The organism is Nocardia sp. NBC_01009 (assembly GCF_045208035.1).
In the GTDB taxonomy this organism is placed as follows: domain Bacteria; phylum Actinomycetota; class Actinomycetes; order Mycobacteriales; family Mycobacteriaceae; genus Nocardia.
This window is the reverse complement of sequence record NZ_CP108695.1, coordinates 3,964,305-3,988,475: the sequence shown is the minus strand read 5'-3', so window position 1 is coordinate 3,988,475 and position 24,171 is coordinate 3,964,305. Positions and strand designations below refer to the sequence as shown.

Genomic DNA, 24,171 nt, shown 5'->3' with positions numbered 1-24,171 from the left:
TTGGCGGCTCATCGTGGCTCGGGTCGTCGAATGACAGTGCGGCGCGGCGCTATCGGCGTCGATGTCGTGTGCTCGCCCGCGGTTTTGGCGATCTGGTGGTTGACGATCTGGGGTTCGATCAGGTCGTTGGGTGTGCAGCCGAGGATGTCGCAGAGCGCGACCAAGACGTCCATGCTCAGCCGCTGGGGTGGCTGGGTGACCAGCCGATAGACCTGCTCGCGCGAGAGCGTGATGCCGCGTTCGGCCAGCAGCGGCACCAAGTTCGAGGTTTGGAACATCTGCTGATCGGCCATCAGATCACGCAGCCGCCAGTGGTAGCCCATCTTCTTGATCACGGTGTCAGCTCCCAGTGGTCACCGAGCCGGCTCTTGAGCGAAGCCAGCAGCAATTGGTTGCGGAACTCGTTGGACACACCGGTATAGATCGCTGTCGTTGCGGCGTGGGCGTGGCCGACTTGTTCCTGGACAAACCGTGGTGGATAACCGAATTCGGTCCAGTGCGTGACCGCGCTGTGGCGCAAGCAATGGACGTCGAGCTTCTCGTCGAGGTCGGCGTCGCGGCGGATGGCGACGAAGGCCTCGTTGATCGAGCGCGGTGAAATTCTGCCCCTGCGCTCGGTGACCCAGAGCGCCGGATGCTTGCCCGGTGAGAACCGTGGTCGTAGGTCGGTGAGCCATTCGTCCAAAACATCGACGGCCCAGTCCATCTCGGGCACCAGCAACACCGAACGGCGTTTCGGTGGTGCTCCTTTCGAGGACTTGCCGTAGCGCACCATCACACTGCCCATCCGCCCGAACTGCGGCATCTTCGGGTTGCGACGCAGGTCGGCCAGATCCAGTTTCGAGGTCTCGGTGCGACGCAAACCGTAGGCGTAGACCGATTTCAGCACCGCCGCATCCCGTGCCGCACCCAGCGCGCCTTTCACTCCCCGCTCGATGATCCGGCCCGGTCGTGCTTCGGCGGCCTCGAAGAATGCTTGGATCTCGTCGTAGGTGAACGGGCGCCGCCGCGGATCTCCCTCGTAGTCGCCCTTGTGCAGGATCGAGTTGCCGTCGTGGAAGATCCGTTGCGGCGTTTCACCGAACCGCTCCGCGCAGACCTGAGCCCATCCGTAGCGCGGGTCGAGCACAAATTCCACGAACATGCTGATCGCGACCTCGTAGCCGCGCGCGGTGGACAGCTCCCTGGGCTTCTCCCCGCCACGGAGGTGGTCAATGAACGCTTCGCCCTCGGCCGGCGTCCACTGCCACGGGTACAAGCCGGTGAGCTGAACAAGGCGTCGGATTAGCTGTAGTCGGCGCGCCACCGTTCCGCTCTTGAGGAACCGCGCCGATTGCTGTCGGCGCCAGCCTTCCAGCAAAGCTTCCAAAACCGCTGGCGCAGGGTCCAAGTGGACAACGTTGTCCGCGAGAACCAGGTGCGCAGATCCAGGCGACTGCAGGGTCACAAGAGTGTTGTAACTGACGCAACAATGATGTCCGCGTGTCGAGGCACATTTGGGAGAGTCCGGACATCGTCACGAGCCTTCACTCGCCGCGGTTGCGACCAGCGAATATGGCGGCACTAGCTCATGACGGATTGTTGCATCTGAAGCAATTCCGCCTAGTTTCCCAAGAAGTACCGGACCCCAGCACAGCGTCTTGCACGCCATCGGCGAGGCCATCCTCGTTCATCGCAAGATAGGCCAGGATCTGACTCGCGGCCTCCACAAGCCGCGGGCGCAACACTGTGTGGGAATCCATATCCGACAGGCTAATTGCCATACTTCACCGATCGGTCGGCTGGCCTGGTCCAGTGTTCCATCCAACTCGTGGCCAACCCCTACCACCACCGAATGCGACTTCCGCAATGTCAGGACCGACACCACCGTGGAAAGCTCGGAATTCGGCATTAGCGCGCGTTCGTCGGACGCTTCCGCCGCTGACGCGACTTTCACCGGCCGGGCGACCCCTCAACATCCGCTTGGTGGCGTACAAGCCAGCTGGTGGTCGACGCCAGAACGCATCAGCATGGCTATGTGGGGAATAGCGCACTCCCCGAATACATCACCTTCGCCAGTGGATCTGCATTCGGGATGGGTGAATCCGCCGTCAAGCTCGCCGGTCAGGGATTACCGTGTGCTCCGACCTGGCTCTACCCCATGGCTTTTCGAGGCGGGAATTGGATGGCGTATGCCCTGGCGGTGCGGCCCTCGTCCGGGCGGCGCACATGGACAGTGATCGATTGTTCACACCGCACAGTCGCGCCGATCGAGGGCTGGCTCGAGGCGCACCGCACGGTGTGGTCGCCCAACACGGTGCGCGGATATGCCACCGCGCTGGCGCACTGGTGGAGCTTCCTCGAGCTACGCGGTGAGGCCGACCGATGGGACGACGCCGAGGTCTCGACCGTGCTCGGATTCGTGTCGTGGCTTCGTAACGGCCGCACCGTCGAACATAGCCTCGTCACCGCCGACACCGAGCCCTCGCCACACACACTCGAGGCCAGGCTGGCAGCGTTGATCTCGTTCTACCGGTGGCAGGAAGCCGTCACCGCGGTGCCGGTGGCCGGTCGGCTGCTGCGTGGTGCACCACGGCGCAAGCCCGCGCGAGGACTGCTGGCGCACCTGTCGGCGCGGGTCGCTCCGCAACCCTCATCGCTGGTGCGGGTACGTCGGACTCGACAGGATCGTCCGCCGCTGTTGCTGCCGAACGATATTCAAGCGGTCCTCGACGGCTGCGCGGTGCCGGATCCGGATACCGCCGAGTGGGTGGGCAATCTGCGCGACCGGTTTCTGTTCGCCGTGCTCGCTGAAACTGGTTGCCGGCTCGGGGAAGTCCTGGGGTTACGGATCGCGGACTTTGTGATGGGCCGTGGTGGCACCGCCTACATCGAGATCGTGCCGCGTGAGGACAACGACAACGGCGCGCGGGTGAAAATGATGCGGCCGCGGCGGATCTATGTCGGTGCCGACCTGGAGCGGTTGTTCGCCGAGTACATCACTCATATGGTTTGCCGGGCAACGGAATCGGGGGTGATGGTGACCGCGGAGTCGGCGCTGTTGGTCAACCTCGATCGCGCGCCGCTGTTGGCGGCTCTGTCCGAGGGCACCGTCCGGACCAAGGTAACGGCCCTGCGCCGCAAGGGGATCGGTCCGCCCGGCTGGACGCCGCACTGGTTCCGGCATAGCCACGCCACCGCGCTGCTGTTGGCGGGCACACCCGACTGGGTGGTATCGCGGCGCCTGGGCCACGCTCACGTGCAAACCACTCTCGATCTCTATGGCAACCCTCGGGAATTGCATCAGGCGGGCGAAAATCTGCTGGTGGCCTGATGGGAAGCAAGGTTGACAATACCGGCATGGCGGTGTGAGAACGCCTGTTGGGCTGCATGTTTGCCATAGTAAGCCCATCTGATGAATGATTCTCGCACTATTCGGTGGTGCGAGGAGGTTGGGTTGCGGCAGGTCGATCTCGCCGGAGCAGCTCATCTGGAGCTGGTGTCCGGGGTGGCGCAGCTGCGTCCGCAGGATGCGATGGTGGAGGCGATGTTTCGCGGTTGGCGCGCTCAGCAGACTGCCCGCGGGCTGCGTGTGGAGACTGTCACGGCCCGGGAGAAATTGGTCCGGCGGTTCATGGAGTTCGTCAACGACTACCCGTGGCAGTGGACGCCGACGCACATCGATGAGTGGTCGCTCCTTCTGACCAGCGAAAAGCATCTGGCGCCGTCGACGATCCGCGGCTACCAGTGCGGGTTGCGGCTGTTCAGCGAGTTTCTGATCGATGGCCGGTACGGATGGGCCGTGGCGTGTGAGGACGCGTTCGGCACTCATCCGGTGGCGATCTGCCACGAGTGGAACACGATCGCGCATTTGAACGACTATGAAGGCCGACCCGAATCACGGCCGTTCACTCGCGAGGAGATGCAGCGGTTCCTCGACTATGCCGACAATCAGGTCGAGCGCGCGGTGCGCGCGAAACGCAAAGGGGCACTTGCCGCTTACCGTGATGCGACGATTTTCAAGGTCATTTACGGGTGGGGGCTGCGTCGTTCCGAGGCGGCGAAGCTGGATCTGGTGGACTTCGGCCGCAATCCGAGGGCACCGCAGTTCGGTAGTTACGGCACGCTCAACGTCCGCTACGGCAAGGCGAAACGAGGGCAGCCGCCGCGGCGCCGCAATGTGTTGGCGGTGATGGATTGGGCGGTGGAGGCGGTTGCCGACTACGTCGAGAACGTGCGTCCGAGGTTCGGCTGTGTCGAGCATCCGGCCCTTTGGGTCACCGAGCGCGGTGGGCGGATCAAACCTGCCGAGATCAACGCCCGGTTCGTCGCCTATCGGGACGCGCTGAAGCTTCCCCGGGAGCTGGTAGTGCATTCCGCAAGGCATTCCTACGTCACCCATCTCACCGAAGATGGGGTTGACCGGCGATTTATCCAATCGCAGGTTGGGCACGAATGCGACAGTTCCACGGCTATCTACACCCACGTGAGCTCGGACTACATGAATACCGTTCTGCAGAAAGCGCTTTCGCCCGCGCTTGATCCGACCACCGTTCCAGCAGAGAAGGACCGATGATGCCCGCCAAGCTCGATTACCACTGGCACCTGCGCCGGGTCATGGCCGACCGGGGGATGTTCCAGACCACCGATCTGATTGAGCCGCTGGACAAACGCGGCATCACGTTGTCCTCCAGCCAGGTCTATCGGCTCGTCGTCGAACGTCCTGAACGACTGAGCCTGAAAATCCTGATGGCGCTGCTGGACATCCTCGACTGCACCATGGAGGACCTGATCGAGCCGGCCGCCGCGATCGAGGCCGCAGCCCGCGGAAAGAGAGCGGTCGGCGCCGAAACCGGCATCGGGGACCTGCGCCCCAGGCGAGCGCGGATCCGGGGCACCGAGCAGAAGTGACCACAGCCGACCCGGGCCGCGCGATCTCGGATCCGATCGGGTTCATTGCGGAGTTGGTCGTGGCGGTCGATGATCGGCTCACACCCGACCAGGTCCGGGCCGTTGTCGCCGAAGTTGCTGGCGGGCGAGCGAAGTCGCGGCGGATGGCAGCCTTTCTCGCCGGGCGCCCAGCGACGTTGACCGACGGTCGTTCCCCGGCACCGCGGGCAATCGGTGACCTGTTGATCGCTTTGCGCGAGGCGGGCGCAGAGGTTTCTGCACCGATTTGCGCTGGATGCGGCAAACCGCTGCGGACCTTGCAGCGTCGCGGTCAGGACTGGTACTGCGGGTCCTGCGGCATCCGGCCGCTGACCTGCGCGGCCTGCGGCCGGTTGCGCCATATCGCGACCCGGGACCGCGTCGGGCAGCCACGCTGCGCACAATGCCCCGACCGCGACGATCGAGATCCGATCGGCGTCATACACGGCGTGATCACCCGACTGGATCCGGCCGTCGACCGTGACCTCATCGCCGCCGCAGTCGGAAAACTCGCCTCCCGGCCTTCACACCAGCGCAGGATCGGTTGGGCGCTGGAAGCGCAACCCGAACTGCTCACCGGCGCTGGGCATCTCGCTCCGGTCCGCGCGATCCTCCCGTTGATCGAAGCCCTCCACGGAGCTGGCGTCGCCGGGATCGTCCGACCGGCATGCCCTCGCTGCCATCGCGTCGTCCGGATCGACAAACCCCTTGGCGGGCAACGCGTCTGCCGCACCTGCATCGCCCACACCCGCATCGAAGAATGCGCGCGCTGCGGCGCCCACCGCGAGCCCGCGACTCGAGACGAACAGGGCCGGCCACTCTGCCCGAACTGCTTGATCACCGACCCCGACAACCTCGAGGTCTGCCTCAACTGCGGGCGCTGCCGCTCAGTCCGCGTCCGGACACCAGATGGCCCCCTCTGCGGAACCTGCCCACCCCTTCCGGAGGCGATCTGCGCTCTCTGCGGCGAGGAAAAGCCCTGCGGCACATCACGAATCACCGGTCGACCATGGTGTCCTACCTGTCAGCGACACACGGCCCGATGCTGTTCCTGCGGCCGGACCGCGGCCGTCATCTCGGGCACCCTGACCCAGCCGCGCTGCGAGAACTGCACCGCCCGCACCGTCTGGCACGATTGCTCGACATGCAGCGACCCCACCTACCCGCATCCTGGCCGATGCGTCCGCTGCCTGATCAACCAGCGCCTCAACGAGATCCTCGGCCCGCCTTCAGCATCGCTTCATCCCGGGCTGCAAGCGCTGCGGCACAACATCGCGACCGCCGAACATCCCATCACCGCGATGCGCTGGCTGAAGAAGAAGTCCGTCGCGCCGGTCCTGGCCGACCTCGCAGCCGACCGCCTGGCACTGACCCATGAAGCGCTCGATGAGCTTCCCGACAGCAAGCCTCTCGCTCACCTGCGGCGAGTCCTGATTGGCGTCGGCGCCCTTCCCGAGCGTGACGAGCACATGGTCCGCACCGAGCAGCTCATCGACCGCATCCTGGCCGCCAGGACGAATCCCGAACATCGGAAAGTGCTGCACCGCTACACAACCTGGCAGCTCGTCCGCCGGTTGCGGCAACGCAACAACGGCCGCGTCACCACCATCCAGCAGTTCGATTCCGTGCGCCAGCGCACCTACGCAGCTGTCGCCTTCCTCGACTGGCTGACCGAACACCAGCTCACGCTCGGCACCTGCGGACAAGCCGACCTCGACCGATGGCTCACCGATGACACCACGGCGAACCGCGGCCCGGCGGGGCACTTCATCCGGTGGGCACACAAGAACAAGCTCATCAGCGTCCGAATCCCCGCACACCGCTGGATGGGCCCTACCCGCCCCCTCGACGACCACCATCGTTGGGACGTCGCCCGACGCCTGCTGCACGACGACACCCTCAAGGCCGAAGACCGGCTCGCGGGCCTGCTCGTGCTTCTCTACGCCCAAACCCCCGCAGCGATCTGCCGCATGACCATCGTCGACCTCGAGACCGGCAGCGCCCCCGTCAGACTGCACCTGGGCACCGCACCCATCTACCTACCTGAACCTGTCGGCGACCTCGCGCGAGTCGTCGCCGAAAAACGCAAGGGCCACGCGACAATCGGCGCACTGACACCCTCGATCTGGCTGTTCCCCGGTGGGCAGCCCGGACGGCCCATCAGCACCGGGCACCTGGTCCAGCGACTGAACAAGCTCGGCATCCGGCCCGGGGCCGACCGCAGCACCGCCCTGTTCCAACTCGCCCGAGATCCCCGCAGCGATCCTCGCCCGCACCCTCGGCATCCACACCGACGTCGCCGTCGCCTGGCAACGCCTCTCCGCAGGCGACTGGGCAACCTATGCCGCCGAAGTCAGCCGCCGCCCATCCCCGTCCGAGTGAGATGTCCGCGCTGAATCTAACTTTGCGAATATGACTCAATCGAACGAACTGGCAGTGCTGGCATGGCCGCCGCTCATGGCAGGTGACCGGGTCTGCCTCGTCTCTCCGGCCAGCTTCCCCGAACCTGCCGCCATCGACGACTACACACAAGTCTTGCGCAGTTGGGGTCTGGAGGTCGAAGTCGGCAAGCATGCGCTAGACCGGCGTGGTTACATGGCCGGACAGGATGAGGATCGACTCGCTGACCTCAACGCTGCCTATTCCGACCCCGCCGTCCGAGCAGTCATCACGATCACCGGCGGGGCCGGGGCCTATCGCCTCCTCGACGGCCTCGACTTCGCCGCCATCCGCGCCGACCCGAAACCTCTGATCGGATTCAGCGATATCACCTATCTGCACCTGGCTATCTGGCGCCATTGCCGAGTCCCGGGCATCCATGGCTGCTTGGTCGGCCACCAGGCGATCAGAACCGTCCGCCAACTGCTGACCAGCACCGAACCCTCAGTGCTGCATCGCAACTCGCAGTTGATGTCGACCTCGGTCGAGGTGACAGGCCGCACCCGTGGATTCCTGATGGGCGGTTGGTTGGGCGCGTTAGCGGGCATGGTCGGCGCTGGACTGCCAAACCTCAACGGGGCCATCCTGCTGATCGAAGCACAACGCCAGGTCGGACTTGGCCAAATCGACCGGCAACTGACTCAGCTGATCAGATCCGGCGCACTCGACGGCCTCCAAGGAATCGCACTGGGCCGGTTCCCAGGTTTCGAGGACTACACCGACCGCGGCTGGAACCTCATCGACGTCCTCCACGACCGACTGACCCCGCTCAACATCCCCATACTCGGCGGCCTCGAACTCGGTCACGGACCAGACCCGCACGCCGTCTCTCTCGGCACAACCGCTGAACTCGACACCGACAGCGGCACTCTCACATTCGATCCACCTGCATAGCAAGGTTCAGAGAAAACCTAAGGAGTCGGACGCCCGTCTGCACCGCGGTCAGGGCGAGGCATTCGGACAGTTCCAATATCCGACGTCACCATTATGGGTCTGTGAAGACGCGGCCTTACGCGCGGCCGCGGACTGGCGAGCGTTCACCGCGGGATGGGATCTGCGCCTTGGCCGATAACGTCATCGAACTCCACCCCACCAGCCGGGGTGATCTGCTCGCCCGTCTCCGCGACGAGCTGCCCTTGGCCTGGCGCGGCCCACGCATCGGACCCGACATCCCCGGCTGGACCGAGCCGCCGGGACGCCATATCCACGACCTGATTCTCACCGGGCTACCCGAACCGCTGGCAACCGAGCTGGCATGGATGGCCCACTGGCAGCAGATGATCGACGGCACCCCGGTGTCGGTGCAACCGCTCAATCAGTTCGCCATCGCATACCGGCGAGCCTCCGACGCCGACCACGAGCTTGCGACCTCGATCCAGCAGATCGACTGGGAGACCGGGCAATCGCTGCTGAGCTGGTACTACGCCACCCGATGGAAGCGCTTCCCACCCGCCAATACCCGCTTCCGGCTGCGCGCGGTGTTCCAGGTTCCCCGTTTAGCGTTGATCGCGCACTGCCATCAAGGACGCTGGTGGGAGCTCGATGAGTGGCATCCCCGCTGCGACCCCCGCATCCCGATCGGCCCGCGGGAGCCCCACGGCGGCCGGATCATTCCGGCCCACATCACCCAGCCATGGCTTCGCGCGGCAGTGAAATGGCACCTCGGCACCCAACTCGAAGCCGGAACGCTGCGCTGGTCGACCATCGGTCAAGCCCGCCAGCTCACCCGGTTCGACCGATGGATCACCGTCGCGTTCGACGATCCTTGCGAGGTCCTGTCCGACCCGCTAGGCGCGCCCGCACAGGCAGCCGAGTTCCGCCGCTGGGCCGCCGACCCGGTCAACCGAGCCATGCGCCCTTCCGAACAGCATCACCGCGCGCATCGGGTGCATCCTCGACAGGTCAACGACGATCTGCGCGCGGTGGCCGAACTGTTCGCGTTCGTCGCCGCCAACCCTCGCGAAGCACGCACGATGCTCGGGGAGTCGCCATGGTCGGCGGTCACGGAACTGCACGCCGACGCCTGGCGCCGCCAGGTGACACCGATCCGGCACCCGCCGCCGCTCAACGCCGATCACTACGTCGACGACCACGCTCTGGCCCAGATCACTGCGGCACTGCCGCTGCTTGCGCTTCCTCGTGGCCAGCACATGCCGATCCCCCGGGGCGACGGCACCACCATCACCGCCGAGGGATTCGGCGACCCGCAGGTGATGCGGATGATCCTCCTGCAGATCCTCACCGGACGCCGAGCCAGCGAGGTCCGCCTCTGCGAATATGACTGTCTCACACCAGTTCCCGCGTCGACCGAGAACAGCGAGGGCAAGTCGCTGACCCGGTTCCGCTACGCACAGAGCAAGATCGACATCGCCCCCGACACCATCCTCGTCGACGACGAGGTCGTCGAGATCATCGAGGACCAGCGGCGCTGGGTCCGCGACCGCTTCCCGACCACCACCACGCCTTACCTGTTCACCGCCCGCAAAAGCAACCTCACCGCGACCAAACCCTATGCCGCGGGCAGCTACACCCGGCTGCTGAACAAGTTCAGCGACCTCGTCGCGATCCGCGACAGCAAGGGCCGACCCGTCACGCTCGGTCACACCCACCGCTTCCGCCACACCAAGCTGACCCGTCTGGCCGAGCTCGGATTACCGATCAAAGTCCTGCAACGCTACGCCGGGCACGCCACCCCCAGCATGTCGATGCACTACGTCGCCCAACGCGAAGAACACGCCGAACAAGCCTTCATCGCCATCGCCAAGTTCAAGGCCGACGGCACCAGGGTCCGCTTCTCCCGCGACGACCACGACGCCCTGCACCTGTTCGACCGCGCCGACCGCATCCTGCCCCACGGCTGGTGCATGCTCCCGCCGCTGCAATCCTGCGACAAGGGAAACGCCTGCTTGACCTGCTCGGTCTTCGCCACCGACGCCACCCACCGCGACGTGTTGCAACAGCAACTCGACGACACCACCGCCCTGATCGACCGCACCACAACCGAATTCGCCAACCGACACGGCCGACCCATGCCCGACGACAACGTCTGGCTGGCCCAGCGCCACGCCGAACAACAAGCCCTCACCCGGCTGCTCGACACCCTGCCCACCGACCCCGGCCACGCCATCCAAGGACACGGCTGCCCCACCGCAGTCACCGGGCCGGTCCCGCTGCTGCTGGACCCGACCTTTCCGCGGAGAACTCGACCTTGACCGACGACACCCGCGACCGACGCACAGCCACCCTCATCGCCGCCGCAAAAGCCAAGTCCGAGAAGAAAACCCGCGACGCCGAGCAAGCCATCCGGGCGATCGTCAAACGCGGCGACCCCGTCACATTCCAATCGGTCCAACGCGAAGCCGGCGTCTCCCATGCATTCCTCTACAACCACCCCGACCTCCGCACCCGCATCGAGCACCTGCGCGCCCAAAGCGAGCCCGCTCACTGCACCCCGGCTCCGCCGCCGGACTCCGAAAGCTCCCTCGTCCTCGCCCTCACCAGCCAGATCACCCAACTGAAGAAGCTGCACCGCCAACAAGTCGACGAACTGCGCGACGCTCTCGCAAAGGCCCACGGCGAGAACCTCGATCTCCGCCGAGAGCTGACCCGCCGCGGAGGCACCTGGCCGGGGTTTACGTATCCGGGAGAAAAGTCACGCTAATGCGCTTTCGTCGCACGACTCCCACGCGTCCCCGACCAGACGTGCGCGGTCACGGGGCCCTGGGCGCGGACACGAGCCGCCTCGGCTCGATCACTGGGCAGCCCCACTGAGAATCTGTCGGAGCCGCCTTGCCTCGGCGGCCACGCGAGCGGGCTTACGGAGCTCAGCAAGCCCGTCAAGCTCAGGGATCTCAAGGGGGCTCCCAGTCGCAGCGGCGCACTCCGAGCCGAGCACAAGCAGATCGGGCAGTCCCCTTGCACTTGGCTGGGCCGCCAGGGCCGGGAGCATTGAAGCCACTACACCGAGGATTTCACGCGGCAGTCCTGCCCGCGCCGCTTCGTTGAGCGAGGCAAGCAACCGGTTCGATTTGATCATCTGACCGATCCATAGATCTCCCAGTAGGACGCCGAGCTGCTCGGTGTCCAACAGAGTGCGCGTAGCAAGGGTGAAGATCGCGTCTACTGCGGCTACACGGTTCTCCGGCCGCCCGGCAGCCAGCCCGTAAGCCACAGCAAGGTGGACGACCGGTCCGGGTCGACCTGATGTCTCCGCCAGAAGGGGCAGAACTGGGTTGATGCTTCGGGATCGGTCGTTGGCTTGCTGGTAGAGCTCAGGGATCGCGTGCGCTGCCACGATTTCGGAGTGATATGGCAGGAGCGAGGGCCAATAGGCCGAAGGCTCACCCCGCCCTTGCCAGCCGCCCCCGTAGCCGGCGAACGCCCGCACGTGGAATGGATCCGGTGTGTTGGTGAGCACCGTGTAGAGCGGAGATTGTCCGGGCTCGGATGCAGCGCCGAAGCGGGGCACTAGTATCTCGAAATTTGGGGAGTTGTTGAATTGTTCGGCATCGATGTTCCGTACGACGAGGCCTTCGAAGACCGGAGATTTGAGACGTCCAGCTCCGAGATCGGCGACAAATGCCGTGTTCGGTTGACCAGCTATGACCGGATCTGTCTTGGCAATCTCGCGTGCGGCTTCGATGGGCAGTCGCAGTAGCGCCTGTTCCAGGTCCCACGGAAGCGGCACAGCAGCGGATTCGGCGTAGCTCTCGAGCCGCTGAACGAGCACGGCGAGGTCGATGCTTCCGTTGCTGCCTGTAGGCGTGGCGAGCAAGCACGGTATCCGTGCGCCGCCACTGACGAAATACTCGACGAGTTCGTGGGTCCGGTAGAGCGTGGCCCATTGAGGAGCCGGAAGAAACCCGTTGCGTCCGCGGTACAGCTCATCCATCACGAGGGCGCTTCGGCGGTCGTGTCCCAGCACCGCGTCGAAGAGGCAGCGCAACGCTCCGGGGACGGCACGCTGTTCCCAGCCTTCGAGTTGCTCGGCCGGATAGCGCAGCGTCAAGGGTTTGAGCGCCTCAGCCAGAGCTTGCGGATTGCGGTTGTACTCGACCACGACCGCCTCCATGATGCGTTCCGCGTCGAGCGGATCGACTGGACGATCTGCCAGCGCCGGGACGAAACGCTCGGCCAGTTCCCAGACTGACCCGATGGGCGGCGGCATGACTCGCGGCCGGTAGTCGGGCAGAGGCGGAATCTCAACGCCGGAGTGTGGCGAGGGCTCTTCGGCGCCGAGAGTGCGCCGCGCAGAATCACGCAATGCGGCGTCAAGGTTGCTTGCTGCTTCCAGCAGCTCGGCCAGGAGTGCCGCGTTGGCGGCCTTTGCATGCTTGACGACCAGACGGACCGCGCGTTCCTGGATGGCGCTCCCGGGGTGCGTGAACGCGGTAGCCGCAGCACGCAGGACCTGGCCGGCCGTCGCAGGGTCCCGGCGGGCGGCGGTGTCCAGCCAGGCCAGCTGTGCTGTGGCGAGATTCTTCTCCGGCCGGGCGAGGACCGCGACCGCGATGTCGAGCAGCGCCTCCCTGTCAAGACGGCCTGCATCGTCGAGGTAGCTCAGCGCTGATTGGGCGATCTTCGCGACCGTGCCGGCGCCGCCGGCGACGATACCGATGTACGTGTTCAGCCGGTGTGCGATCTCTTCTAACGTCGGCGCGAGTTCCTCATAGAGCATGACGAAGCCGCGCAGGTTTCCCGGCCGGTCACCGCGCAGCAGCTTGGCCAGACACAGGTCGAGCAGTTCACCCCGGTCCAGCACACCCTCATCGGTCAGCTTCGTCAGGGCTTTCGGCCATTCGTTGTCCGGACCGATTCCCGCTGCGTTTTTGTCGGCGAGCAAGGTACCGATGTCGGCGACCTCGAACATGCGTGGAACGAACTCGGCCACTCGCGGTTGCGCACGCAACCATTCGAGCAGCGTGGCGTGGTGCGCAATCGCCGGGCGCAATCCCTGCTGCACGAGCCACTCACGGACACCCGGATAGCCGTGCGGGTAACGCACGTTACCGCCATTACGGACCCATCCGACGATGTAACCGTCCGTCGCCGGCACCACCGCGCCGGACCAGAAGACCAGTCCGTCCAGCGTCTCCCACAGGTTTGGATCACCACGATCGGGAAGCCAGTTCGCCAACCGAACCGCCAAGTCCTGCTGCCAGGCGTTGTCCCGATGCTCCAGAAGCAGGAGGAGCAGCACCGATCTGTAGTTGGCATTCGTGGAGCCGCCGCACCAGGTCGCATCCATCAACCAGCTGCTGGTGAGCCAGTTCAGAGCCTCGGCCGGGCTTCCCGAACTCATGATTCCGGCAAGGCCGAGCGGAGCGAGCTGATCGTAGGCCGTCACGTACCTGGTCCTGTCACCCGAGCGCAATTCGCCGCGTAGTTCCGTGCGCAGGGCCTTGAGTTGCGGCCGGAGGTGCTTCAGTTCGGCGGGCGGAACGGAGGCCAGACGCTGAATCACTGGTTGCGGTATCCGCGCCGCGATCAACGCGTGAAGTTCTGACCACTCGATAGGGGCTGTCATATCGTCCGGTTCTCCTGAGGGTCAGTAGCAGGGTCGAGCGCCGCCGCGAGAATGTGCGTGCACGGTCCACGTCCGCCCGTGTACTCGGCCCACCATCGGCAGGTGCACGAAGCACGGTCTTCGTCGAAGCGGATCTGATAGCTGAACGAGCCGGCCCGCACAGTGCAAAGGTTCCCTGTGCGGTTCACAGCGCCCACGTCGACGAGCGAGCGGGCCGCGGCCAGGCGAGGGTTGTCCTTGGCCGCACGCAGCGCGTCATAGGGCAACTCTCGGTGGAAGAACGCCGCCTCGGCGACGTCGTAGCCGACCTGCCCAGCGGTGCCGAGCTGGGTCAGCGCCGCACGTACCCGCTCACGGGACAATCCTGAGGTCTCGGCCAGTGCATCCGGATCGATCCGGCCCTGGAAGTCGAGCAACGCTCCGACGGTCTCGGCGTCGTCGAGCACCGTGTCCTCGGCCAGTTCCGTGAGCACCGCGCCTTCCCCGGAGAACCCGCGCGCGACCTCGGGCGAGAGAGCCAAGGTCAGTCGCATCCCAGGCAGGTCCAGCTGCCAGGCCGAAGCGGCGGGCTGCGTTCCGATCGCACCACCCGGGCCGTACACGGTCAGTTGTCCACCGAACCGCATCAGCGGAAGCAGTTCTTTGAGCCGATGCGTGCCGGAAAGGCCGACTGCACCCGACGCCGGCCGCGACGTGATCCGCAGCGACCGCCCCGACGGAAGTACCCACAACACCCCACGCTGTGATTTGGGGAGCGTACGCAGGAAGCGCGCCGCGTCCACAGCGGCAAGCCTGGCGCGTGGATCGAATCCCGAGCAGATCGCCTGGACCTCGGCGAAGCCGCGCATCCATCGATACGGGAGCGGCACCTTCCGCTCGACCACGATCCCGTCGAAGGTTGTCACCGCCAGCGCCTCACTGCCCACCTCCAGGCGCAGCGGATCGGCACCGCGTACCCGCGCGAGCGCAAGCTGAAGCGGATGGTTCATGTCAACATTCGTCGTCCCACGAGCCAACTGCTCACCATCCAAAGCCTCGCTCAGGACATCGAGACGCGCATAGACGCCACAGCAGGCCGAGAACGCCTCAAACCGCAGCCGCTCCCCGTCGCAGGTGACCACAGGGTCCCGCATCCCCGTCGGCCGCGGTTGGTAATAGCGGGTGCCGGCCACATTCGCCAAGGCCAACAATGCCACTGCCGCAGGCTCGGCCTCGGCCAGGAACCCGGTGAAGAACCGCGGATGCGCCGACCCCCCGCAACTGTTGGTCCCCCCCGAGGTCTGCAGATCAAGCCCGCCTGTACTCGACAGCCCGGACGCTCGCGCGTACGCATACAGGTGTGAATTCGATGGCACGATTCGGACCCTAACGATGCCCTATGACAATCCACGCGGTGGCTGGTCCATTGTCATGAGGCCGGTTCGACGGCCGATGTGGTCCTCGACATCCGGGTCGCGGTCTCCTCATGGCCGAGGACGCGGTCGAGGGTGAGGGTCGTTGTCATGTGTTCGTAGTTGTGCCCGCGGCCAGGCGAACTGGCTCAAGGGCGGGTGGAGGACCAACGCCCGAGTGCCGCCGATCGGCTTCCATATCCATCGGCCGGATGGGTCGGCATCTGTTCCTGGACAGTTGATCTCGGCCTGCCCGTGATCGGCAGCCTCGCTACCAGAAGCGAACAGCGGAACCGGCGACCGATAGTCGACTGCGGCCTGGAAGGTCCCCGCGCCGATGCGACCTCGCAGCAAGGCCATGCTCAGCCCGAGCAGATCCGAGCCATGGCAACCGACCCACCCAGAGCAAAGCCGCCTGCGGTCGTTTTCAGCGTCGGTCTGATGGCACGGGAACAACCCCGGCGGCTGCAATGCCATCTCAAGGTCGTAGCGACGCCGCTTCTCATACTCCTCGGCATCCCAAACCCCGCTGGACACATCGCGCCGATAAGGACACGAACCGCACGGCCTCGGCGCAGGCGGCCCAGCTCATCGGCACACTCAACCCCACCTTCGGCGGAATCAAGCTCGGGAGTCTCTGGCACAACCACCACAATGCACCTGCGCCAGCCCACACTCAACCCGCATCGGCCGATGACACACAGCTCGACCTGACGCCTCGTTTCTGCAATTGCATCAACGTTCTGACCAGTCAAGATGTCGACAAAACACTTTGTCTCCTGCGGATAACCTCGGGGGGAATGCACCTCTATTACCGCACACCGCGAAAACCACCGCTGCGCAACACCATCGCACGGCTAGGCTGGCGCATCGACAGCCGCGGCAGCGGAGGGTACGTCGTCGCCGCGCAGTCCGAACTACCCCACGGCATCTACCGCGTAGCCGACGAGCATGCACCGATCCCGCTGCCCCGCTGGCTGACACAGATGCTGGCTCCGCCGCCGTCACCACTGATCCCGCGCCGGTTCACCCCGATCAGTCATCCAGACGCCTACATCGAGACGGCGTTGTCGAACCAAAGCGCTCGGGTCCGCGCCGCGCGGACCGGCACCCGGCACCGCGCGGTGCTGTTGGCCGCCAACAGCCTCGGCCGCCTCGTCGGCGCCGGGCTCCTCGATCACGACCACGCGCACACCGTCCTGCTCAGTGCCGCACAGATCCATGTCGGGGTCGACGGGTTCACCCAGGCCGAAGCGGATCGCACCATCAGCGACGGGCTGACCTATGCCGCGCACCGGACCGCGCCCGCCAGTACTGGGCGGCGATAAGACCTGGAGCTCGGCATCGACCTCGACCGATCCGAGCGGCGGCATTCAGCGGCGGTGGGTCTCCTCGGCGTAGATCCGCATCCCCTCCGACACCTTGCGTGCTGCGTGTTCCAGCTGCTCGGGGGTCAGATGCTTGCCGAACGCCGCAGCGTTGAGCAGCTGTTCACGGACCTGATCGAGGTTCATCCACGCCCTGTCCAACCGAGAAAGTTCGGGCATGACGCGACGATACCTCATATCGAACATACGTTCGCATCAGGTCGGTGATGCGTAGTGAGCGGGAAGAAAGTCCTCGGCCCACATCCCAACCGGTCACCGCGAACCCGCCGCCAACCCTATCCCAGCGACACGACCAGTCCGCACATCTTCGAGAGGGGAGACCCATGCCCTGCGCCGACATCTCTGACCAGTTCACCCTTTACGACAGTCTCGGCGAAGTGCTTCCGCACCGCGTCGATCCGGCCCGCGTGATCGCTACGGATCTGACCGCCGCGCAGGCCCTCACCCGGATGCGTGAGCTCGCTGTCGATGCGGGTCGCGCGCCGGGTCGACGGGTGGCGCGGATGTGGAATCACACCACTGTCGAGGCCGACGGTGATCATCTCGTCCTGTCTCACATCGTGCTGCCGGTTCGGCCCCGCCACCCGGCCGACCTCGAGCACTTGATGCGTACCAGCCTGCGCACACGCTGGCCCAGTGCCGCGTTCACCACACAGCCGCCCTACCGCACCGACGCGCAGGTGGAATGGATCGATGGCCCCACCCCCGCCACGGTGCGGGCGTTCGTCAACGGCTGGATCTCCACCGATCATCCCCTCGGCCAGTACTTCACCCTGCGTCGTCACTACAGCGCTCGCGGCTGGCAGTACATCATCGAGCGCGCCGAATCAGCGCTCGCGCTGAGGGTGCCACGCACACATACCGGCGACATTGATTGGATTGCGGCCCAACAGATCCAGATCCCGACACCGGTCCGTATCGGTCACCTCGACACCGACGACGCCGATCGCTACAGCAGTTACGGACTCGACGAAGTGCTGCGCATACTGCCCGACCACATGGACCTCACCGGCCCACGCCAGCCATGACCCGCCCGGCGCGTCGTGGCCACCCGCTCCCCAAATGCAACTGTGCCGCAATTCGGCACGCTGGAGATCAGCGACGCATTCGCGGGACCCGGCAGGTGACGCTGCAAAACAGATCGCTCGGGCAAAGCTGCCGAACGCTTGATATGCGGCACGTGCGGATGTCGGAGCGGCCTCGCCGAGACGGGCCCGAACCACGGGCAACCGCGTGTCCGAATGCGGCAAGCTTGGTCAGGCACTGCCCGCTATTGTCAACGCGTGAGCGACTTGCCTTCTGGCTTAACACCTTTAGAACTTGCTACCTATGTCCGCGCTCAGATCGACGCTGGTCACGCATACGCTCGGCGCCGCAAGCACGGATTCCGGTGGCGAGCCGTTATGCTGCGCGTAGCCTTGGTTACCTTCTCTGCCGCGTCGACAATCATCCTCGGGCTGCAAAACCTCGATCCGTGGACCGGCACCGCGTTCTCACTGGTGGCCGTTGTCACGGCTTTCAGCGCCCTTGAGCCATTCTTTGCATGGCGACCCCTGTGGGTTGCCATGGAGGAAGCTTCGTATCGATTCAATCGTCTCAGGGATGAGTTAGCGTTCTACGTCGCCACAACCGCCTCCGACCAACTTGATCTCCAGCGAGTCCGCGAGACCTTCGATGAGTACCAGCGAATCTGGGAGAAGTTGGGTACCAGCTGGATCAGACTCCGCGACCACTCCGACCGCTGAGGCTCATCGGTCTCGCCGTTCCGGCAGCGCGCTCATCGGCTACTACCGTGCGAACCCCGTTGATCTCATACCAGGTGTCATCGGTATCGACGATCGTGCCATCGGGAAGGTGGCGCCGTTCGTCGAGTTCGCCGGCGACGCACGGTGGAATCGGCTTGGTGGCTTGGCGCACGGTCACCGACAGCGCGCCCGCTCGGTCACCGCGCAGCAGCGTGGCGTTCGCACTGGTCCAACCGCCGAATCCCTTGTTCTGCGTGGCATCGCCGAGGATCGGCTGGAACACCAGCGAGCGCGTTACCGGGGCGAAGGCGATCTCGACATCACCGGGCAGCCCATCCTGCAGCGCCTGCGTCATCGCGCCCGCCTTGGGACCGGAGAACCACGGATAGGACGGATTATCGTATTCGTATGTGACGGAGTGAACCATCCCGAACGTTTGCCCTTCCCGCGGAGGTTCCACGACATCACAGCCTGGGATCTGCACCGGAAACGCGACCGGCGGAGTGACATAGGAGTTTTCGGCCCGAGCCGTGGGCTCCGACGGCTCCGGCTCGTGCACCAGCCAGGCGAGAAGGTAGCCGGTCGCGACGATCGCGGCGCAGGTCAGACCCACCATCCATCTGTTCACAGCCGGGGAGGGCTGGGCCGCGTCGTTGTCATCACCGTTTTCCATGTCCGCCATTGTGTCTGCCGGTACCGACATGCTGCACACTCGTCGGCGGACGCCATGCACGCACGCTCTTCGGCAGATGCGGACGTTCGCGAACGCGCGCTCCGCGGCGTGTGCGGACGTTGGTTGGGCGGGATGCCCGTCGCAGCGCTCTGGCAGGACTGGTCGGGCGATTCCGGCCTCCCTGGGGAGGTGTTCAAGAACCGTTTGTTGAACACCGGCCCGGTTGGACGGAATCGGCAGGACGGCCGTGCCGGAGCAGTGTTCAACAAACGTGTCGAAAACGGTTGGTGTTCAACAAGTACTGTCAGACCTTTCTCGTACAGTCTCGACCATGGCCAGCCAGACTCGCTCCCTCAACATCGCCGAACCGCTCACCCTCGACGGCGATGCGCTCGACCCGATCGGTGGAGGCGATGCCCTCGTCGGCTACGGACGAGTGTCGACCAAAGGCCAGCTGCTCGACCGCCAGATCGCCGCGCTCACCGCGGCCGGATGCCAGCGGATCTTCACCGACAAGAAGTCCGGCAAGAACGCCGAACGCGAGGAGCTGGGTGCCTGCCTTGACTACCTGCGCCCCGGCGACACCTTGGTGGTGCCGTCGCTGGATCGGCTCGGCCGCTCGCTGCAGGACCTGATCACGATCGTTGCCGGACTTCGCAAGCGCGGCATCGGGTTCCGGTCCCTGCACGAAGCCCTCGACACCACCACCCCCGGCGGCAGGTTGGTGTTCCACGTCTTCGCCGCGCTCGCGGAGTTCATCCGCGAGCTGATCGTCGACGGCACCAACGAGGGCCTGGCCGCTGCCCGCGCCCGCGGGAAACGCCTCGGCCGGCCAACTGCGATGAACGCCGAGCAGATTCGACAGGCCCGCGCGATGCTCACCCGCCCCGACGAGACCGTCTCCTCGATCGCGCGGCTGTTCGGCGTCTCGCGCAGCACCCTGTACAAACATATCCCTGAGCTCAGCCCCACCAGACGTGCTGCGATCGAGAGCTGAAGGCGGCAGCCCACACAATGACTGCAAGCATGGAGCCGCGGCAAGCTCGACGCTCACGCCGCAGCTGCTTCACCCTCCACCGGTACCGGACGGGCATGCTGTCCCCGCTTTGACCCACGGAGCTTGAGCACCGGCAACCGCGACGCCCTTTCTGCTCCCGGCTCCGGACCACGCTGGTGCTTGGTGACCTCCAGGACCAACCGCGCATCCCGGCGACGGGCAGAGTCCTTCGAGAGCGCCGCGACCAACCCTGCGACCAAGCGGGCGGGACCGTCGTCGACGATCCACTTCCACGCTCCCCCAACGATTGCCACCAGCACCGTGGTGGTGATTCCGGCAGTCAGCACGACCGGCTCCTCTCCGACTCATGATCAAGTGAGGGAACCGTATAGAGCCGAGGTGCAGACTGTTTCAGTCCGACATAATCCCAGGTAGGAGATGTTATGGCGGGTACGGCGAGGGTGGCCTGCCAGGTATGGATTCGATAACCCACTTCTGGACAGACCGCATCATTGGCTACTGTCATAGATGTACCGTTGTTTCTTGGACGAGATACCGGACTTCGCTGCCCCGGCCTGCTGGAACAGGTCCGGGGCAGCACTCTTTCTGAGCTTTCTCAATCGAACCACGCTCCCAAACCGCGGTGGATGTAAATAGGATTGAGGCATGCCAAGGGGTCTCGGATCGGTCCAAGCCGGTCTGCTGACCGTGCTCTATCTCGACCGGGCTGTGGATCCAATCGGGATAGAGGACTACGTGTTTGGGGGTCCCGGGATCACCTGGTGGTCGATCTCCGTATTGGATGACAAACCACGGCCGCCCGGTACCGCGGCAACGGTGCAACACAGGTCCGACCGTTCGGTTGCCCGCCGCGCGATCTACGGACTCAAGCGGCGAGGCCTCATCGAGTCTTACTTCGGCACCGGCGCCTATGCCGCACAACGTCAGCTGAACGTTCACATCAGCGAGGAGGGCATCCAGCACGTCTCTACACACATGAGTCTGCTGGAACGCGCCCACGTGCTTCGCCGCCGACTGGCCGATGACACCAGATTGAGCCGCGCTGAGGTGGTTCGGTACGCCAAGACGTCGTCACCAACCATTGGTGACGCCGAGTACTTTCGCCGGTGCGCGCTCGAAGAGCTGGACCGCGAAATCGACCTCGACAACTTCGAGCACCTGATCTTGGCACTCGACGAGTACTTCGACCTCGATTTCAGACAGTACGTCGACCTTGACCTCGACGACGACTTTGACGATGCGCTCTTCGGACTGATGCTCAGCGAACCAGCACATCCCTTCCTCATGAGCCTGATGCTGTACCGCGCCAGGCGCAAAAGCACCACGTAAAGCGGGTGTTACTGGCGGTCAGATCGCTGAAACTTGGCTGTTGACAAATCTTTTCGAATCCAGACGAGGAAGGGGTAGTGGTGCACATGGCCGAGATCCAGCGGTTGCACCACTACCGCAGATAATGCGCACCTATTCCGTCACGGAGTGCCGAGGGCAGCCTGCTCCGCAGTCATGAGGTTGATGAAAGCCGAGCAGGTGATGAGCACGTAGCGGGCGAGCGCTTGAGTGATGGCCTCGTGCGGGACCGTCTCACCACCGTGCCGGATGCCGCTCTCGTCGCTACTCCATCCGTACAGCTGTGACCAGGCACCCAGCAGCGCTCGATGCTCGAACCGGCCGGCCGCTACCCGCTTGGACTTCAACTCGGTGAGCGCCTGGCCGAGGGTGTTCTTGCCCGTGATAGGCACCAGGAACGCCTCGACGGCGGCGATCGACTCCTTGATCGAGTTCGGATAGTCCGGCGTGTCTCGGTCGGACAGCAGCTGGATAGCTTGCTGCAGATGGTGTTTCACCGGATCGCTGCCCGTCGTCACTGCCGCCTCGATCTCAGTGATCTCGTGACTGTCGGAGATCGGGACGATGCACCCGTTCAGAAAGCGGTAGCCAGCGAGGTGCTTCACCAGCACCTCGTTATAGAGGTCGCTGTGATCTTTGTGGAACGTGAGGTACTCGAGCAGGTCGTACACCCGATTCCACTCCTCGCTCAGGGTCCACTGCTTGAGCTCGTTGTGGAAGAAAGGTGGGAACCGGTCGATCTCCTTCCCCATCAGCCCTGTCCAGATGTACTGCAGGTGGTCGAAGTCCGCCCCGTAGCTGGCTTGCACGGGCTTCACATAAAGCTGGTGTGTCAGGTTCCAGAGTTCGGTACGCAGAGGGGAATCCATCTGCCCGACCTGGACCACCGACCGGACAGGGACATGGCCGTAGCGCTCGGAGAAGGACTGCATTAATGGATGATGCCGGAACGGCCCGACAGGTCAGAAACCCATGACTGAACCGCAGACGAGAACGAGTCCTCCGCGGGGATCCGGGAGCACCCCAAATTGCTGCAGCCACAACGGTGTTGATCGGCATCGCGAGAAGGGTTATCTTGACCATTGGCAGCTTGTTTCTCCTGTACGTAGTTCCTATTCACGGCACTGCAAGCGGCTGCCGAGACACGTGCTCCGCCCCCTGCATCGGGTCGGGGCACGTCTCGTTCTACGGTCTGCCTCAACTGCCACTGCAGTGTCACTTGAAACCTTAACTGCGACGTCGCCAATTTTCCGATTGCCAATCACGGATAGATAACAAACGCACTTCGTGCAATGTCAAGGCGCCTGCCGAAGTATGTCCAGCTGAGCGGCCGTCCGGCCGCCAGGGGTGGCGGAAAACGGACAATAATGTTCACACACACTGTGTCGGAGATCACTCCTCAATTGTGATGCCGGTCACTAATAGCACAATCGAATACCGCACGGTCTCCGGTTCGGGAGGCGAACGTCAAGTCGCACTACTTCGCACCCCAAAATAGGGGGTGCCGCTCTAGCGGACATCCCCGCATACCATCCAAATGGGCGCGCAGCTTCAGTGCTACATCGCTGCAAGTCAAGTTAAGCTTGACTCATGGAGGCACAAGAGCGGTTGACGGCGCGAGAGGCCATGTCCAACCAAGAAGAAGCCGCAACCCAGGCCGCAGTATCCGAGTTGAGCAGCGCCCTGCTCACGGAATGCGAAAAACTTGCTAGAAAGCTGCTGAGCGAACCGAATGCTGCGGGAACCGAGTTCACCGATCTGGACCTGGCACTGACGAAGCTGCGGATTATGCGCAGATTGAACGAGGTAAGCCTGGATCTGACCGGCCTAGTGGCAGCCTCTCGGAATGCCGGAGCAACCTGGGAACAGATCGGCTCTACCTGCGGGATCACCAAACAGGCAGCCTACGACCGCTGGCGGGTCGCGGTGAAGACCTTGGAGGAGGGAGCGGAGTGGGCCGAGAAGCGCTCCAAGCTGCCCATCGACCCACTCGACCAGTTCGACACGCGCTACGTCTACGACGGGCGTCCAGCGCGCCGTCGACGGAGCCGCAGTCAACCCCAATGACTCAAATATCCGAAAACTCCTCTACAACAACCTATTTCGATCCATTACGGGCACTCAGGATTCCGCCGACGTTGTGCGCATCCGCGCCTGGTCAGTGGGAGTTTTGTTCGGTCCCCGGAAGTTCCCTGGAAGCTCCGCGGGGGCAGAAGGCTGTTCCACTTCCACCGTCGACGACGGCGAGCACACCCGCCGTCGCCCGGTGGGCCTCGGCAGTCTCGATGACCTAGAGCTGATCGACGTATTGATGAGCCTGCCGGGCGGCCTGCAAGTCGAGCGCGGTTGCCTCGCCGAGCGTGAGCAGCGGATCCTGCGCCCCGCCCCGCACAGGGCGGTCGACGAACCCGCTGACATCTCGTGCGCCGCGTGGTCGCGCCTCTGACCGTGCAGTTGGATTCGAGAAGCCTTGCTACTTACAGCTCGATGTTGAGATCGAACTCTCGCTTGTACACCCGCTGTTGCTTCGGTGGAGTGCACATCCTCTTGAGCCGCCGGTACTCCTGCTGCCTGCACGCAGGCTTGCAGTACCTACGCGGCCGCCCTTTGCCTGTTCGTCGAGGTAGCACAGCATGACACGTCCAGCAGTATCTGCTGGGCTCTTGCTCATAGAGATAGGCCGAAAGCACCGAACGTTGCCTCTCGGACCGGCGAAGGTTCATTACGTCCCTACCC

General features: G+C 64.5%; 24 protein-coding genes. 14 read left to right on the top strand and 10 right to left on the bottom strand.

What is annotated here, in order from left to right:
- Window positions 1–8: 8 nt before the first annotated feature.
- Together OHA42_RS17785 and OHA42_RS17780 are read right to left on the bottom strand one after the other, a co-directional pair.
- Window positions 9–335, bottom strand: coding sequence for a helix-turn-helix domain-containing protein (locus tag OHA42_RS17785; RefSeq protein ID WP_406238479.1), 327 nt, complete (start codon window positions 333–335; stop codon window positions 9–11).
- Window positions 332–1,447 (bottom strand): tyrosine-type recombinase/integrase, encoded by a 1,116-nt coding sequence (locus tag OHA42_RS17780; protein WP_406238477.1) that lies wholly within the window; start codon window positions 1,445–1,447, stop codon window positions 332–334. The genes OHA42_RS17785 and OHA42_RS17780 overlap by 4 nt, the downstream gene beginning before the upstream one ends.
- A gap of 717 nt (window positions 1,448–2,164) precedes the next feature.
- Between OHA42_RS17780 and OHA42_RS17775 the strand changes: the two genes are divergently transcribed.
- From OHA42_RS17775 to OHA42_RS17765, 3 genes are all read left to right on the top strand, one after another.
- A complete protein-coding gene (locus OHA42_RS17775) occupies window positions 2,165–3,313 on the top strand; it encodes a tyrosine-type recombinase/integrase (protein WP_406239444.1) in 1,149 nt (382 codons plus the stop codon).
- A 201-nt stretch (window positions 3,314–3,514) separates the two neighbouring features.
- Window positions 3,515–4,555 carry a tyrosine-type recombinase/integrase gene (locus OHA42_RS17770; RefSeq protein WP_406239442.1) on the top strand — a complete coding sequence of 347 codons (1,041 nt, stop codon included), beginning with the start codon at window positions 3,515–3,517 and terminating at the stop codon, window positions 4,553–4,555.
- Complete coding sequence (locus OHA42_RS17765) at window positions 4,555–4,890, top strand: helix-turn-helix domain-containing protein (RefSeq protein WP_406239440.1); 336 nt, start codon at window positions 4,555–4,557, stop codon at window positions 4,888–4,890. The genes OHA42_RS17770 and OHA42_RS17765 overlap by 1 nt, the downstream gene beginning before the upstream one ends.
- 542 nt (window positions 4,891–5,432) lie before the next feature.
- Here OHA42_RS17765 and OHA42_RS17760 read toward each other — a convergent pair.
- Window positions 5,433–5,654, bottom strand: coding sequence for a hypothetical protein (locus OHA42_RS17760; protein WP_406238476.1), 222 nt, complete (start codon window positions 5,652–5,654; stop codon window positions 5,433–5,435).
- Between the two features lie 555 nt (window positions 5,655–6,209).
- Between OHA42_RS17760 and OHA42_RS17755 the strand changes: the two genes are divergently transcribed.
- The 4 genes from OHA42_RS17755 to OHA42_RS17740 all read left to right on the top strand — a co-directional run bounded on the left by OHA42_RS17755 (window position 6,210) and on the right by OHA42_RS17740 (window position 11,008).
- Entirely contained in the window at window positions 6,210–7,304 is a 1,095-nt protein-coding gene (locus OHA42_RS17755; RefSeq protein WP_406238474.1) for a hypothetical protein, read from the top strand.
- A gap of 16 nt (window positions 7,305–7,320) precedes the next feature.
- The gene (locus tag OHA42_RS17750) at window positions 7,321–8,241 is read left to right on the top strand and encodes an LD-carboxypeptidase (protein ID WP_406238472.1); all 921 of its coding nucleotides are present in this window, start codon (window positions 7,321–7,323) and stop codon (window positions 8,239–8,241) included.
- Between the two features lie 167 nt (window positions 8,242–8,408).
- On the top strand, window positions 8,409–10,559 hold the full coding sequence (locus OHA42_RS17745; RefSeq protein WP_406238470.1) for a tyrosine-type recombinase/integrase: 2,151 nt from the start codon (window positions 8,409–8,411) through the stop codon (window positions 10,557–10,559).
- Complete coding sequence (locus tag OHA42_RS17740; protein WP_406238468.1) at window positions 10,556–11,008, top strand: DUF6262 family protein; 453 nt, start codon at window positions 10,556–10,558, stop codon at window positions 11,006–11,008. Before OHA42_RS17745 ends, OHA42_RS17740 begins: the two co-directional genes overlap by 4 nt.
- Window positions 11,009–11,098: 90 nt before the next feature.
- On the opposite strand, the gene OHA42_RS17735 is transcribed toward OHA42_RS17740, so the two are convergent.
- The 3 genes from OHA42_RS17735 to OHA42_RS17725 all read right to left on the bottom strand — a co-directional run bounded on the left by OHA42_RS17735 (window position 11,099) and on the right by OHA42_RS17725 (window position 15,801).
- Window positions 11,099–13,837, bottom strand: coding sequence for a DUF6493 family protein (locus tag OHA42_RS17735; protein WP_406238466.1), 2,739 nt, complete (start codon window positions 13,835–13,837; stop codon window positions 11,099–11,101).
- A 32-nt stretch (window positions 13,838–13,869) separates the two neighbouring features.
- Window positions 13,870–15,228 (bottom strand): SWIM zinc finger family protein, encoded by a 1,359-nt coding sequence (locus OHA42_RS17730; RefSeq protein WP_406238465.1) that lies wholly within the window; start codon window positions 15,226–15,228, stop codon window positions 13,870–13,872.
- A gap of 108 nt (window positions 15,229–15,336) precedes the next feature.
- Window positions 15,337–15,801: a DUF6283 family protein gene (locus OHA42_RS17725; protein ID WP_406238463.1), complete on the bottom strand. Its 465-nt coding sequence runs from the start codon at window positions 15,799–15,801 to the stop codon at window positions 15,337–15,339.
- Between the two features lie 263 nt (window positions 15,802–16,064).
- Here OHA42_RS17725 and OHA42_RS17720 point away from each other — a divergent pair, with 263 nt between their 5' ends.
- On the top strand, window positions 16,065–16,592 hold the full coding sequence (locus tag OHA42_RS17720; protein ID WP_406238462.1) for a bifunctional DNA primase/polymerase: 528 nt from the start codon (window positions 16,065–16,067) through the stop codon (window positions 16,590–16,592).
- A 45-nt stretch (window positions 16,593–16,637) separates the two neighbouring features.
- Here OHA42_RS17720 and OHA42_RS17715 read toward each other — a convergent pair whose 3' ends face one another.
- Window positions 16,638–16,811: a DUF6374 family protein gene (locus OHA42_RS17715; protein WP_406238460.1), complete on the bottom strand. Its 174-nt coding sequence runs from the start codon at window positions 16,809–16,811 to the stop codon at window positions 16,638–16,640.
- A 164-nt stretch (window positions 16,812–16,975) separates the two neighbouring features.
- On the opposite strand from OHA42_RS17715, the gene OHA42_RS17710 reads away from it, so the two are divergent.
- Complete coding sequence (locus OHA42_RS17710; RefSeq protein WP_406238458.1) at window positions 16,976–17,680, top strand: hypothetical protein; 705 nt, start codon at window positions 16,976–16,978, stop codon at window positions 17,678–17,680.
- A 255-nt stretch (window positions 17,681–17,935) separates the two neighbouring features.
- Window positions 17,936–18,397, top strand: coding sequence for an SLATT domain-containing protein (locus OHA42_RS17705; RefSeq protein ID WP_379071594.1), 462 nt, complete (start codon window positions 17,936–17,938; stop codon window positions 18,395–18,397).
- Here OHA42_RS17705 and OHA42_RS17700 read toward each other — a convergent pair.
- A complete protein-coding gene (locus OHA42_RS17700) occupies window positions 18,369–19,070 on the bottom strand; it encodes a hypothetical protein (protein ID WP_406238456.1) in 702 nt (233 codons plus the stop codon). The two genes, OHA42_RS17705 and OHA42_RS17700, sit on opposite strands and share 29 nt — an antisense overlap.
- A 331-nt stretch (window positions 19,071–19,401) precedes the next feature.
- Between OHA42_RS17700 and OHA42_RS17695 the strand changes: the two genes are divergently transcribed.
- On the top strand, window positions 19,402–20,067 hold the full coding sequence (locus OHA42_RS17695) for a recombinase family protein (protein WP_406238454.1): 666 nt from the start codon (window positions 19,402–19,404) through the stop codon (window positions 20,065–20,067).
- Window positions 20,068–20,120: 53 nt separating this feature from the next.
- On the opposite strand, the gene OHA42_RS17690 is transcribed toward OHA42_RS17695, so the two are convergent.
- Entirely contained in the window at window positions 20,121–20,414 is a 294-nt protein-coding gene (locus OHA42_RS17690; protein ID WP_406238452.1) for a hypothetical protein, read from the bottom strand.
- A gap of 361 nt (window positions 20,415–20,775) precedes the next feature.
- On the opposite strand from OHA42_RS17690, the gene OHA42_RS17685 reads away from it, so the two are divergent.
- A complete protein-coding gene (locus OHA42_RS17685) occupies window positions 20,776–21,417 on the top strand; it encodes a hypothetical protein (RefSeq protein WP_406238450.1) in 642 nt (213 codons plus the stop codon).
- A 140-nt stretch (window positions 21,418–21,557) separates the two neighbouring features.
- Here OHA42_RS17685 and OHA42_RS17680 read toward each other — a convergent pair whose 3' ends face one another.
- Complete coding sequence (locus OHA42_RS17680; protein WP_406238448.1) at window positions 21,558–22,367, bottom strand: AbiJ-NTD4 domain-containing protein; 810 nt, start codon at window positions 22,365–22,367, stop codon at window positions 21,558–21,560.
- Between the two features lie 658 nt (window positions 22,368–23,025).
- On the opposite strand from OHA42_RS17680, the gene OHA42_RS17675 reads away from it, so the two are divergent.
- Together OHA42_RS17675 and OHA42_RS17670 are read left to right on the top strand one after the other, a co-directional pair.
- On the top strand, window positions 23,026–23,502 hold the full coding sequence (locus OHA42_RS17675) for a hypothetical protein (protein ID WP_406238447.1): 477 nt from the start codon (window positions 23,026–23,028) through the stop codon (window positions 23,500–23,502).
- Window positions 23,503–23,701: 199 nt separating this feature from the next.
- Window positions 23,702–23,881, top strand: coding sequence for a hypothetical protein (locus OHA42_RS17670; RefSeq protein WP_406238445.1), 180 nt, complete (start codon window positions 23,702–23,704; stop codon window positions 23,879–23,881).
- Window positions 23,882–24,171 lie beyond the last annotated feature (290 nt).

Coding starts and splice junctions, on each gene's coding strand:
- OHA42_RS17750 (WP_406238472.1), top strand. CDS start 7,321: ATGACTCAATCGAACGAACTGGCAGTGCTGGCATGGCCGCCGCTCATG.
- OHA42_RS17755 (WP_406238474.1), top strand. CDS start 6,210: ATGCGCTGGCTGAAGAAGAAGTCCGTCGCGCCGGTCCTGGCCGACCTC.
- OHA42_RS17715 (WP_406238460.1), bottom strand. CDS start 16,811: ATGCCCGAACTTTCTCGGTTGGACAGGGCGTGGATGAACCTCGATCAG.
- OHA42_RS17675 (WP_406238447.1), top strand. CDS start 23,026: ATGGAGGCACAAGAGCGGTTGACGGCGCGAGAGGCCATGTCCAACCAA.
- OHA42_RS17710 (WP_406238458.1), top strand. CDS start 16,976: ATGCCCTGCGCCGACATCTCTGACCAGTTCACCCTTTACGACAGTCTC.
- OHA42_RS17700 (WP_406238456.1), bottom strand. CDS start 19,070: ATGGAAAACGGTGATGACAACGACGCGGCCCAGCCCTCCCCGGCTGTG.
- OHA42_RS17770 (WP_406239442.1), top strand. CDS start 3,515: ATGGTGGAGGCGATGTTTCGCGGTTGGCGCGCTCAGCAGACTGCCCGC.
- OHA42_RS17680 (WP_406238448.1), bottom strand. CDS start 22,367: ATGCAGTCCTTCTCCGAGCGCTACGGCCATGTCCCTGTCCGGTCGGTG.
- OHA42_RS17775 (WP_406239444.1), top strand. CDS start 2,165: ATGGCGTATGCCCTGGCGGTGCGGCCCTCGTCCGGGCGGCGCACATGG.
- OHA42_RS17720 (WP_406238462.1), top strand. CDS start 16,065: ATGCACCTCTATTACCGCACACCGCGAAAACCACCGCTGCGCAACACC.
- OHA42_RS17695 (WP_406238454.1), top strand. CDS start 19,402: ATGGCCAGCCAGACTCGCTCCCTCAACATCGCCGAACCGCTCACCCTC.
- OHA42_RS17765 (WP_406239440.1), top strand. CDS start 4,555: ATGCCCGCCAAGCTCGATTACCACTGGCACCTGCGCCGGGTCATGGCC.